Raw genomic sequence first — 11683 nt, 5'->3', positions numbered from 1 at the left:
CCCGTCTTATATCGAAACTCACTTATAGCCGAATCAGGGAGAAATACGATGGAAGCCTTCACAGTGCACAAGGGGATCGGCGTTCCGCTGCGCCGGTCCAATGTCGACACCGACCAGATCATCCCCGCCGTCTATCTGAAGCGCGTCACTCGTACGGGATTCGAAGACGGCCTGTTCGCCGCCTGGCGCGGTGACGAGGACTTCATTCTGAACACCGAGCCGTACAAGCAGGGCAGCGTCCTGGTGGCCGGGCCCGATTTCGGAACCGGATCTTCCCGTGAGCACGCTGTCTGGGCGCTCATGGACTATGGCTTTCGGGTAGTTATCTCTTCACGTTTCGCCGACATCTTCCGCGGTAATGCGGGCAAGGGTGGCCTGCTGGCGGCACGAATGTCACAGAATGATGTCGAAATGCTCTGGAAGTTGCTCGAGGAACAGCCCGGACTGGAATTGGTTGTGGACCTCGCGGCGCGCACGGTGACCGCAGGAACCATCGTGTTGCCGTTCGATATTGACGACTACACCAGGTGGCGCCTGTTGGAGGGTTTGGACGACATCGGCCTGACGCTGCGGCGTAGCGATGTGATCGCCGAGTTCGAAAAGACAAGGCCGGCTTGGAAACCAAAGACCCTGCCCGAACCTATTTCGCAGGCGTAATGTTCTCGGCCTCTTAGTGGCCCCCCAGATGTCGTGGTAGCTGTGCGTGTGCTAGACCACATGAATTTTGGCGTGGCACATAGACTCTTGCCCAATGTGGGTTTACCGTGGTACCTAGTCGGTCCGACGACGGGCCATTAGTCTGCGGAGGATTCAATGAACAAGGCGGAACTGATCGACGTTCTGACCGAAAAGTTGGGTACTGACAGGCGCACGGCCACCGCGGCAGTCGAGCATGTGGTCGACACCATCGTGCGCGCGGTACACAAAGGGCAGAGCGTCACCATCACCGGATTCGGTGTGTTCGAACAGCGTAAGCGGGCAGCCCGGGTGGCGCGGAATCCGCGTACCGGGGAAACCGTCAAGGTGAAGCCCACTTCGGTGCCGGCGTTCCGGCCCGGTGCCCAGTTCAAGGCGGTTATCGCGGGTAAACAGAAGCTCGCGGCGACCGGACCCGCGGTGAAACGCGGTGTCAATGCTCCTGTGGCGGCCAAGAAATCCACGGCGAAGAAGACAACGGCGAAGAAAACCACCGCCAAGAAGGCCGCGACGAAGGCGCCCGCCAAAACAACGGCACGCAAGACCGCCACCAAGGCGCCGGCCAAGAGCACCGCCGCCAAGAAGGCCGCCACCAAGACCGCGGCCCGCAAGACGGCGGCGAAGAAGACGACAGCCAAGGCCACGGCCACCAAGAAGGCCACCGCCAAGAAGACCACGGCCGCCAAGTCCACGGCCAAGAAGTCGGCCACCGCGAAGCGGACCCCGGCCAAGAAGACGACAGCCAAAAAGGCTCGCTGACCGCGGGCCAGGCGCGCCGGCGCCGCACTTTCCAGCCGGGGTCCCACCGGATCCCGTGTGCCCGGCCCGCCATGCGGCTCTGCCGCACTGTTCGACTCCGCCGGATCCCGGGTGCGTGCTCGCACCCGCGGACGGTACGAGACCCCGCGATCGGTTCTCGTCAGCGAGTCACCGGGTGGTGTGACGACTCGGCGACTCGCGGATCCACACGACCGGAACGCCGGACGGACCAGCCCCCGGGCAACCCCCGGGGGCGTAGCCGTCTCTGTAGCCGTTTCGGCTGCCCGCGTGTCCTATGCGGTGACCGCGGGCGCGGTATCGACCGACAGGGATCGGTCGAGATGATCGGCGGCCACGAGTCGCTCACCCGAGAACGACAACACCCAGACCGACCCCTTACGGGTCCGCGCGGGTGACAACCGCATCCCGTCCTGGGCCGCCCACCAGCGGACCAGATCCGGAATGGTATCGCCCTGGCTGCACAGCACCTGGACCCGCGGCGCCGAGACCAGTGACCGGATCCGGTCGCGGGCCTTGTCCGGATCGGCGGCGTAGCCGATATCGCCCAGCAGCGGTTCGATCTCCACATCGACGCCGAGTTCCTCGGCCAGCGGCGCCACCGTCTGTACGCAGCGCAGCGGTTCGGCCGAATAGATGTCCTGCGCGCCGAACGCCAGCAGATTCGGAACCAGCGCCAGGGACTGCCGATAGCCGGCCGGCTCCAGCGGGCGCTGTTCGTCGGGGCCCCTGTAGCGGTCGCGTCGTCCGGCCTTGGCGTGGCGTACCAGCAGCACGGTGTGCGTATCGGCGGGTAACCGGGTGAACGCCCGTACGATCTGGCGATCCATCGGATACGACAGCTCCGACATCACCGTGTCCAGCGCGCACCACGTCAATTCGTCGACCTCGCTGTTGGCGCTGAATTCCCCGTCGACTACCTCCGCGGCCCAGTAGTCGACCCGTTTCATCTTGCGATGCCCGGTGACCGGATAGGTCACCTTGCCCAGATAGCGGCCCAGCCGGGGGCGCAATCCGGTTTCCTCCTCGGTTTCCCGGAATGCCGCCAGGACCGGCGACTCCCCGGGATCGAGTTTGCCCTTGGGCAGCGACCAGTCCTGGTATTTGGGGCGCCGGATGACCGCGATCTCGAGACCGCCCGCGGAACCGGGGGCATGCCGCCACAACACGGTGCCCGCCGCGTGGATATTGGGTGCTGTCCGGGGATCCGGGTAGGTCGGTGGGGTGTGGGTGTCGTTCACTGCTGATCCGGACGGCGTAGTCGCATGAGCGCCACCTGGTGATCGCGGACTTCGGTACCGCCACCGCCGGTACCGGCCCGGTCCGGGCTGGATTTCCAGTTGCCGTCCGAGTCCAGGACCCAGCAGCGGGTCATCGGGTGCAGGGCGGATTCGAAGATCTCGTCGAGCCGTTCACACAGCCTGGGATCCTTCACCTGGGCCATGACCTCCACCCGGCGGTCCAGATTGCGGTGCATCATATCGGCGCTGCCGATCCAGAATTCGTTCTGTGCCCGGAAGTTGAGGATCCGGGAATGCTCCAGAACGCGGCCCAGAATCGAGCGCACCTCGATGTTCTCGCTCATCCCGGGAACCCCCGCCCGCAGCCCGCAGATACTGCGCACCACGATGCGTACCGGCACCCCCGCCTGGGAGGCGCGGTAGAGCGCGTCGATGATCTGCTCGTCGACCAGCGCATTGGCTTTCAAACGGATTCCGGCCTCGGCACCGGAGCGGGCGAGTTCGATCTCCCGTTCGATCCGGGCGATGATCCCGGCGCGGATGCCGTTCGGGGCCACCAGCAGATTGCGGTAATCGGATTTACGGGAATAACCGGTCAGCGAATTGAACAGATCGGTGAGATCGGCACCGATCTCGGGCGCTGCGGTGAGCAGTCCGACATCCTCGTACAGCCGCGCCGTCTTGGGGTTGTAGTTCCCGGTGCCGATATGGCAGTAGCGGCGGATGGTGGAACCCTCGCGCCGCACCACCAGGCAGGTCTTGCAGTGGGTCTTCAGTCCGACCAGACCGTAGACCACGTGCACACCCGCCTGTTCCAGCGTGCGCGCCCATTTGATGTTGGCCTGCTCGTCGAACCGTGCCTTGATCTCCACCAGCGCCACCACCTGCTTGCCCGCCTCGGCGGCATCGATGAGGGCGTTCACGATCGGGGAGTCGCCGGAGGTCCGGTACAGGGTCTGCTTGATGGCCAGCACCTGTGGATCGGCGGCGGCCTGTTCGATGAAACGCTGCACACTCGTGGAGAACGAGTCATAGGGGTGGTGCACCAGCACATCACCCTCGCGCAGCGCCTGGAACACATTGCGCGGTGTCTCCCGTTCGCCGAACGCGGGCGGCGTCGCGGGCACGTAGGGAGCGTCCTTGAGATTCGGGCGGTCCACCCCGTACACCTGCCACAGGCAGGACAGATCCAGCAGCCCGGGGACCTGGATGACATCGGCGGGATCGACCTCGAGCTCGCGCAGCAGCAGATCGAGCATGTGCTCGGTCATATCGTCGGAGACCTCGAGCCGGACCGGGGATCCGAAGCGGCGGCGGGCGAGTTCCCGCTCCAGCGCCTGCAACAGGTCCTCGTCCCGGTCCTCGTCGACCTCGAAATCGGCATTGCGGGTGATCCGGAACGAATGGTGCTCCACCACGGTCATACCGGGGAACAACTGGTCCAGATGGGCCGCGATGAGTGCTTCCATCGGCAGGAATGCCGCGATCGCGCCGCCGTTGCCCGAACCCTGCCGGCGCACCCGCACGAAACGGTCCACATTGTCGGGGACCTTCACGCGCGCGAAATGCTCACCGCCGGTGGTCTCGTCCTGGACGGTCACCGCGAGATTGAGGCTCAATCCGCTGATATAGGGGAAGGGGTGGGCCGGGTCCACGGCCAGCGGGGTGAGGACGGGGAAGACCTGGTCCTGGAAATGCCCCGACAATCGTTCCTGTTCGGCCTCGTCGAGATCGGCCCAGTCGATGATCGCGATGCCCTCTTCGGTGAGCGCGGGCAGTACTTCGTGGAGGAAAACCTCGGCGTGCCGGACCGCGAGATCCTGACTGCGCACCGCGATGAGGGCCAGTTGTTCGTTCGGCGTGCGACCGTCCGCCGACCGCACCGAAAGCCCCGTTTCGGCGCGGCGTTTGAGACCGGCGACGCGGACCATGTAGAACTCGTCGAGGTTCGAGGCGAAGATCGCCAGGAATTTCGCGCGTTCCAGCAACGGCAGTGAAGCGTCCTCGGCCAGGGCCAGGACTCTGGCATTGAAATCCAGCCAGCTCAACTCCCGGTTCAGGTAGCGATCGGCCGGCAAACTGGGTGCGCTCCCGACGGCGGGGATCTGGGTGGCGGCCGGAGGCGGGGTCGGGAGGACCTGCTGCTGCTTGATGGTTTCCGTATCGCTCACACCTACGATCATTCCCTACTAACCTGTGACCGTGCATATGCCGTAGATGACTGTTATCTCGAGTTCACGCGGTGGCGGCTGCCCGTTGGCGCAGTCGAGTGGCTGCCGTCCACCTCCCGCGCACGGGCGGAGCGAAGGCGGAGTTACGCCTGACACACCTGGGTGACCGAATCGCGGACGGGAGCCGGCCAGCCGAGTTCGCCGAGCAGTGCGGCGGTATCGGGCCCCGTTCCCAGCGCCCGCACCGCCGCCAGGTCGTCGGCGGTATCGACATCGTGACGCAGGCCGGGCCAGTCCCCGTGCAACCGGACCGCGCCGTCGTCCCGGTGCCGGCGCGCCGAATTCCGCCCGAATCCGGGTCGCAGCGCGGTACCGGCCGGAGCCAGCAGCGCCGCGGTACCGGTGCCCGCGTGGTCGGCCACGAACGCGCGGGCACCGCGGGCGGTCGCCAGGACCGCGGACAGTTCCGGCGTGCGCAGGGCCGGCAGGTCGGCCTGCAGGGCCAGCACGGACACGTCGCCGTGCCGGGCGCGCAGCGCGGCCGCCGCGGTGGACAGGGCGGTGTTGAGGGCATCGGGGTCGGTGGCGGCGCCGCGGGGTTCGGGATGGACGTCGGCACCGAGCGCGCGGGTCGCGCGGGAGACCACGGGATCGGGGGTGACCACGGTGATCGAGGCGATCTCCGGGGCCGCCGCGGCCGCGCGCACGGTATCGGTCAGCATGGCCAGGACCAGCCGGGACCGCTGGGCCGGGGCCAGGACTCCGGCCAGCCGGCTCTTGGCGCTTTCCAGGGTTTTCACCGCGATGACGGCGTGCACGGTGTGCGAGCACATGGCCCCATCCTGTCATGGCATATTGGGCTGATGACGAGGGCGGCGGTACTGGGTGCGGGATCGTGGGGCACGGCATTCGGGAAGGTGTTGGCGGAGGCGGGAACCGAGGTGACCATCTGGGCCCGCCGGCCCGAGGTCGCCGAGGCGCTGGCCACCGACCACCGCAACCCCTGGTACCTGCCGGGGGTGCAGTTGCCGCCGGTCGCGGCGACCGACGACTACGCGCGGGCCCTCGACGGCGCCGATATCGTGGTCCTCGCGGTGCCGTCGCAATCCCTGCGCGCGAATCTGAAGATCTGGTCACCGGCCATCGGCCCCGACACCACGCTGCTCAGTCTGGCCAAGGGGATCGAGAACGGCACCCTGCTGCGGATGAGCGAGGTGATCGCCGAGGTGACCGGTGCGTCACCGGATCGGATCGCGGTGCTGTCGGGACCTAATCTGGCCAAGGAGATCGCCGCCGGGCAGCCCGCGGCCACGGTGATCGGTTGTGCCGACGCCGAACGGGCCGCCGCGGTGCAGCGCGCCTGCGTGACCGGTTACTTCCGGCCCTACACCAACACCGATGTGATCGGCTGTGAACTGGGCGGTGCCTGCAAGAATGTCATCGCCCTGGCGTGCGGGATCGCCTCGGGCATGGGCTTCGGCGACAACTCCCTCGCCGGGCTGATGACCCGGGGGCTGGCCGAGATCATCCGGCTCGGTGTGGCACTGGGCGCCGAACCGGTGACCCTGGCCGGGCTGGCCGGGGTCGGGGATCTCATCGCGACCTGTACCTCGCCGCTGTCGCGGAACCGCTCCTTCGGGCAGGTCCTCGGCAGCGGCGGGTCCATGCAGGCCGCACAGGAGGCGACACACGGCCAGGTCGCCGAAGGGGTGAAGTCGTGCACCTCGGTGCGCGCCCTGGCCGCCGCGAAGAATGTGGAGATGCCGCTCACCGAGGCCGTGCACCAGGTGTGCCACGAAGGCCTGGCGGTGCAGACGGCGCTGGAGAAGCTGCTGGGCCGGCAGATAAAACCCGAATAGGCACACCGGTGGTCCGGGACGGTTGGCGGGCATCCCGGCAGGGTACGGTTCGGACATGAACCGGATCAGGGTGGCCGTAGTTTTCGGCGGACGCAGCAACGAGCACACGGTGTCGTGTGTGTCGGCCGGTGCAGTGCTGCGGAACCTCGATCCGGCGCGTTTCGACGCGGTGCCGATCGGGATCACCACCGAGGGTACCTGGGTGCTGGCCGGCGATGACGCCGCCGAGCTCGGCCGGCACGACCGGACCCTGCCCTCGGTCACCGGCGGCGGGCGGGAACTGATGCTGGCCGCGGATCCGAGCCGGGCCGGAACACTGGTCGCGTTGGACGATCCGCGCACCGCGCTCGAAGCCATCGATGTGGTGTTCCCGGTACTGCACGGAGCGTTCGGCGAGGACGGCACCGTGCAGGGCATGCTCGAACTGGCCGGTATTCCCTATGTGGGGCCGGGGGTGCTGGCGAGCGCGGCCGGTATGGACAAGGAGTTCACCAAGAAACTCCTCGCCGCCGACGGCCTGCCGGTCGGCATGCAGGTGGTGTTGCGGCCGGGCACTGTCACCGTCACTCCCGCGGAGCGGGAACGGCTGGGCTTGCCGGTGTTCGTCAAACCCGCGCGCGGCGGTTCCTCGATCGGCATCACCAAGGTCACCGACTGGGCCGATCTCGACGCCGCGATCGCCGCCGCGCGCGCCCACGACCCGAAGGTGATCGTGGAGGCGGGCATCGTGGGCCGCGAGGTCGAATGCGGGGTGCTGGAATTCCCGGACGGCCGGGTGGAAGCCAGTGTGCTCGCCGAGATCAAGATGCCCGAGGACCTGGCCGATGCCGACGCCGGTGAGAAACCCGGCCCCGCCTTCTACGATTTCGATACCAAATACCTCGATGACGTCTGCGAATTCGATGTCCCGGCCAAACTCGACGACGAGGTGTCCGACGAGGTCCGCGAGATGGCGGTGCGTGCCTTCCGCGCGCTGGACTGTCAAGGCCTGGCCCGCGTCGATTTCTTCCTGACCGAGGACGGCCCGGTCATCAATGAGATCAACACCATGCCCGGGTTCACGCCGATCTCGATGTATCCGCGGATGTGGGACGAGACCGGGGTCGGTTACGGGAAACTGCTGACCACACTCGTGGAAACGGCCCTCACCCGCGGTACCGGGCTGCGCTGACCGCGCTCAGTTCGGCAGCTCGCCCGGGTCGAGCGGGCGGGCCGGCAGCTGCGCGGTGACGGTATCCGATACCGCCTGCAGCGGTGTCGGGCCGGACCCGTCGGGAACCGTGAGGGCGATATAGGTTTCGCGGTCCACCGCGAACCAGGTGGCTGTGGCGGCCGCGTCGTCGCGTATCTCGAACCACTGGACGCCGTTGACCACCTGTAACGGGGAGGCCCGGTGGAATTCCAGAGGGCGGTCGAGTCCGCAGCGCAGCACGATCGGTTCGCCGCCGTCGGGTAGCTGCCAGGCCGTCGTCGCCGGCGGTATCGGTTCGACGAGGGTGGCACGGGTGTACTCGCCGAGGTCGGCGGGCAGGGCGGGCAGCAGGGTGGCGCAGGCGGGACCGTCGGCCGCGGGCGCCGGCACCGGACCCAGCGCCAGCGGTTCGCGTTCGACCGGTGTGCGCGCGGCGATGAACGCCGCGACCACCACGCCGATCAGCAGGGCGATCGGCAGCGCGACCGCGGTCGCGATCAGCGCGGGCGGATACCCGGTGCGTTCGGCGCCGCTGCCGTCCGGGGTATCGATGTCGTTGTCCGGCGATGTCCCCGGCATCCTCGGCGGTCCTTTCATCAGCGCGTACGTGGGGGCGGGGCACCGGCGGGAGTCCCGGCCGCCGCGCCTGGTCATCGGGCACAGGGTACCGTCGTGCGGGTAACACCGGAGTATCGGCCGGGCGCGCGGCATCGGGGCTCCGCGGCGTCCGGGGTACAGCAGGGCCGCGTTCCGCCGACGGACATACGGCCCGTTGCCCGGGCCGAGCGGCGGCGGCCGGTGCCGCCGGTGGTAGCAGCGAGTGAGGAAGGTCCCACGATCGATACAGGACCCACGGTGCGCGACGTGGGCGAATTCGCCCTCATCGCCCGGATCAACGCGGGCCGGGAACAGGGGCCCGCTGTGCAGTTGGGCCCCGGTGACGACGCGGCCGTACTGGCGGCGGCGCGCGGGCGCTATGTGGTGAGCACGGATATGTTGATCGAGGACCGCCACTTCCGGCTGGACTGGTCGGCCGCCGAGGAGATCGGCCGCAAGGCGATCGCCCAGAACGCCGCCGATATCTACGCGATGGGCGCCGAACCGGCCGGCTACGTGGTGGGCCTCGGGGTACCGGAACGGACCCCGGTGGATTTCGTGCTCGGACTCGCGGACGGGTTCTGGGCGGAGGCGTCCCGCGCGGGCGGCTCGGTCGCCGGTGGGGATATCGTGCGCAGTCCGCAGGTGGTGATCTCGGTGACGGCATTCGGTGATCCGCTGGGTGAGCAGCCGGTGACCCGGTCCGGGGCACGGGCCGGTGGGTTCCTCGCGATCGCCGGGCGGCCGGGCTGGTCGGCGGCCGGTTACGCCGTACTCGCGGGCGGGTATTCGCCGGAGTCCGGCCCGGGCGCGACGACGGCCGTCGCCGCGCACCGTGCCCCGCGACCCGCCTACGACCTCGTCCGCGCCGCCGTGACCGGCGCGCATCCACCAATGGCGCTCACCGATATCTCCGACGGGCTACTCGCCGATATCGGGCATCTGGCCGAATCCTCGGGAGTCGCCATCGATGTGCGTGCGGCGGCACTGCACGATACCGAGCTCGAGGAATGCGCCGATTTCCTAAAAGCCGATGCGCGGCAATGGATCCTGACCGGAGGCGAGGACCATGTGTTCGCCGGGGTCTGGCCGGCCGGGTCGCCGGCGCCACCTGGATGGACTGTGATCGGCGATATCGAGGCCGGTCAGGGGGTGACCGTGGACGGTGCGCGGTACCGCGGTCCGCAGGGCTGGGAAGCGTTCTCCGGGACGGACTCGGCGAATGTCGGCCACTCACGATAGGTTGTGCGGTCATGAGCACGAAACCACTCGTGGAAATCATCGATCCGGGCTGGGCGAAGGCACTGGATCCGGTCGCCGACCGTATCGCGGAGATGGGCGAATTCCTGCGTGCGGAGAACGCCGCGGGCCGCGGGTATCTTCCTGCCGGGGAGAACGTACTGCGTGCTTTCCAGGAGCCGTTCGAAGACGTCCGGGTGCTGATCGTCGGCCAAGACCCCTATCCGACCCCGGGCCACCCGATGGGACTGAGCTTCTCGGTGGCGCCGGATGTTTCGCCGGTACCCCGCAGCCTGGCCAACATCTTCGCCGAATACACCAAGGACCTGGGCCATCCCACCCCGAGTTGCGGCGACCTGAGCCCCTGGTCGCGCCAGGGTGTGCTGATGTTGAACCGAGTCCTGACGGTATCGCCCGGCAAACCGGCCTCCCATCGCGGCAAAGGTTGGGAAAAGGTCACCGAGCAGGCGATCGCCGCACTGGTGGCGCGCGACGAGCCGCTGGTGGCCGTGCTGTGGGGCCGGGACGCCGCCTCGCTGAAACCGGCGCTGGCCGCCGCGGAGGTGCCCAGTATCGAATCCGCGCATCCGTCACCGCTGTCGGCATCGCGCGGGTTTTTCGGCTCGCGTCCGTTCTCCCGGGTCAACGAACTGCTGGACGAACTCGGCGCCGAGCCGGTGGACTGGCGCCTGCCCTGAGCGGGCGTCGAAAGAGAAACAAGATAGAGGAGCACACCATGAAACTGCGCGGCATCACTGCCTCGCTCGCACTGGGCGCCGCCCTGTCGGGTGCGGCCGGGGCGACGGCCGGAGCGGCCCCGCTGACGCTGGAACCGATGAGTCCGGCGACCGAGCCCGCGGCCCCGATCGCCGAGGATTTCACCTCGAGCGGCTCGTCCACGATCTCGGCCTCGGTGAACGCCAAGGGCGCCTGTCTCTTCCAGCGGACCCTGAGCGCCATGGATCTGGACTGCTGATTCGGCCGTTCGTACGGCGTAACGTCCGCATATTTGCGATGCTGAAAATCGTGAGTAATGCGAACAATCTGCTCGATCCCGTCCGGCTGCGGGTACGCGGCCGAGGCGGGATCGAGCTCGTTGCGGATCGATACGGCCCGCCGGACGGCCCGGCCGTGCTCTTCCTGCACGGCGGCGGCCAGACCCGGCATTCCTGGAAACAGACCGGTGCGCAACTCGGCGCGGCGGGGATCCGGGCGGTCACACTGGACGCCCGCGGCCACGGCGACAGCCAATGGGCTCCCGATCGTGATTACCGCTACGAGGCCATGGTCGGCGATGTACTCGCGGTGCTGGAACAACTGGGCGGTGGCCCCGCGGTGGTGGTCGGCGCCAGTATGGGCGGTATCACCGGGCTACTGGCCACCGCGGCCTCGGGGGGAGACGCGATCGGCGCGTTGGTCCTGGTGGATATCGTCACCCGGCCCGAGCCCGAAGGCGTCAACCGGGTGCTCACCTTCCTGAGCAGAAACCCCGATGGATTCGCCACGCTCGACGAGGCCGCGGACGCCGTGGCCGACTATCTCCCACACCGGCCACGGCCCAAATCCAACGCGGGACTGCTGCGTAACCTGCGTGAACGCGACGGCCGCTGGTACTGGCACTGGGATCCGGGCATTCTCGGCGACAAAGCCGCCGACCCCGACGAAATGGCTCGCACGCTCGAGGGCGCGGCACGGGCACTCGATATTCCGGTCCTGCTGGTGCGGGGGTTGCGATCGGATGTGGTGAGCGCCGCGGGCGCCGCGGAATTCATGGAGCTGGTGCCACACGCCGAGTTGGTCGAGATCGGCAATGCCGCGCATACGGCCGCCGGCGACGACAACGACGCGTTCACCGAGGCGGTCGCGAAGTTCGTCACCCGGTCTCGCTGACCGGGACCGGGCGCGGTCGGC

General features: G+C 68.0%; 12 protein-coding genes. 8 read left to right on the top strand and 4 right to left on the bottom strand.

Features of this window, described 5'->3' with window-relative positions:
• Positions 1-48: 48 nt before the first annotated feature.
• Positions 49-657 (top strand): 3-isopropylmalate dehydratase small subunit, encoded by a 609-nt coding sequence (leuD, locus tag ACQPYS_RS21315; protein WP_431940400.1) that lies wholly within the window; start codon positions 49-51, stop codon positions 655-657.
• A gap of 156 nt (positions 658-813) precedes the next feature.
• The gene (locus ACQPYS_RS21310) at positions 814-1455 is read left to right on the top strand and encodes an HU family DNA-binding protein (RefSeq protein WP_063041362.1); all 642 of its coding nucleotides are present in this window, start codon (positions 814-816) and stop codon (positions 1453-1455) included.
• Positions 1456-1748: 293 nt separating this feature from the next.
• On the opposite strand, the gene ACQPYS_RS21305 is transcribed toward ACQPYS_RS21310, so the two are convergent.
• The 3 genes from ACQPYS_RS21305 to cofC form a co-directional block, all read right to left on the bottom strand.
• Positions 1749-2714: an NUDIX hydrolase gene (locus tag ACQPYS_RS21305; RefSeq protein WP_063041360.1), complete on the bottom strand. Its 966-nt coding sequence runs from the start codon at positions 2712-2714 to the stop codon at positions 1749-1751.
• A complete protein-coding gene (locus ACQPYS_RS21300; RefSeq protein WP_433490573.1) occupies positions 2711-4897 on the bottom strand; it encodes an RNA degradosome polyphosphate kinase in 2187 nt (728 codons plus the stop codon). The genes ACQPYS_RS21305 and ACQPYS_RS21300 overlap by 4 nt, the downstream gene beginning before the upstream one ends.
• A 131-nt stretch (positions 4898-5028) precedes the next feature.
• The gene (gene cofC / locus ACQPYS_RS21295) at positions 5029-5718 is read right to left on the bottom strand and encodes a 2-phospho-L-lactate guanylyltransferase (RefSeq protein WP_063041358.1); all 690 of its coding nucleotides are present in this window, start codon (positions 5716-5718) and stop codon (positions 5029-5031) included.
• A gap of 30 nt (positions 5719-5748) precedes the next feature.
• Here cofC and ACQPYS_RS21290 point away from each other — a divergent pair, with 30 nt between their 5' ends.
• Both ACQPYS_RS21290 and ACQPYS_RS21285 read left to right on the top strand, forming a co-directional pair.
• Positions 5749-6744: an NAD(P)H-dependent glycerol-3-phosphate dehydrogenase gene (locus tag ACQPYS_RS21290; RefSeq protein WP_063041356.1), complete on the top strand. Its 996-nt coding sequence runs from the start codon at positions 5749-5751 to the stop codon at positions 6742-6744.
• Positions 6745-6799: 55 nt separating this feature from the next.
• On the top strand, positions 6800-7915 hold the full coding sequence (locus ACQPYS_RS21285) for a D-alanine--D-alanine ligase family protein (RefSeq protein ID WP_063041354.1): 1116 nt from the start codon (positions 6800-6802) through the stop codon (positions 7913-7915).
• A gap of 6 nt (positions 7916-7921) precedes the next feature.
• Here the strand turns inward: ACQPYS_RS21285 and ACQPYS_RS21280 are convergent, their stop codons facing one another.
• A complete protein-coding gene (locus tag ACQPYS_RS21280) occupies positions 7922-8515 on the bottom strand; it encodes a DUF3515 domain-containing protein (protein WP_433490572.1) in 594 nt (197 codons plus the stop codon).
• Between the two features lie 276 nt (positions 8516-8791).
• Between ACQPYS_RS21280 and ACQPYS_RS21275 the strand changes: the two genes are divergently transcribed.
• From ACQPYS_RS21275 to ACQPYS_RS21260, 4 genes are read left to right on the top strand one after another with little or no spacing between them, the layout of a single operon-like run.
• Positions 8792-9775, top strand: coding sequence for a thiamine-phosphate kinase (locus tag ACQPYS_RS21275; RefSeq protein ID WP_433490571.1), 984 nt, complete (start codon positions 8792-8794; stop codon positions 9773-9775).
• An 11-nt stretch (positions 9776-9786) separates the two neighbouring features.
• On the top strand, positions 9787-10470 hold the full coding sequence (locus ACQPYS_RS21270; RefSeq protein ID WP_063041352.1) for a uracil-DNA glycosylase: 684 nt from the start codon (positions 9787-9789) through the stop codon (positions 10468-10470).
• 38 nt (positions 10471-10508) lie between these two features.
• Entirely contained in the window at positions 10509-10748 is a 240-nt protein-coding gene (locus ACQPYS_RS21265) for a hypothetical protein (RefSeq protein WP_063041350.1), read from the top strand.
• A gap of 50 nt (positions 10749-10798) precedes the next feature.
• On the top strand, positions 10799-11662 hold the full coding sequence (locus tag ACQPYS_RS21260) for an alpha/beta fold hydrolase (protein ID WP_431940393.1): 864 nt from the start codon (positions 10799-10801) through the stop codon (positions 11660-11662).
• Positions 11663-11683: the final 21 nt, after the last annotated feature.

Origin of the sequence: Nocardia grenadensis, assembly GCF_050942415.1 — a bacterium.
In the GTDB taxonomy this organism is placed as follows: domain Bacteria; phylum Actinomycetota; class Actinomycetes; order Mycobacteriales; family Mycobacteriaceae; genus Nocardia; species Nocardia grenadensis.
Note: the sequence above shows the minus strand (reverse complement) of the source record. Positions and strands in the feature narration are given on the sequence as shown.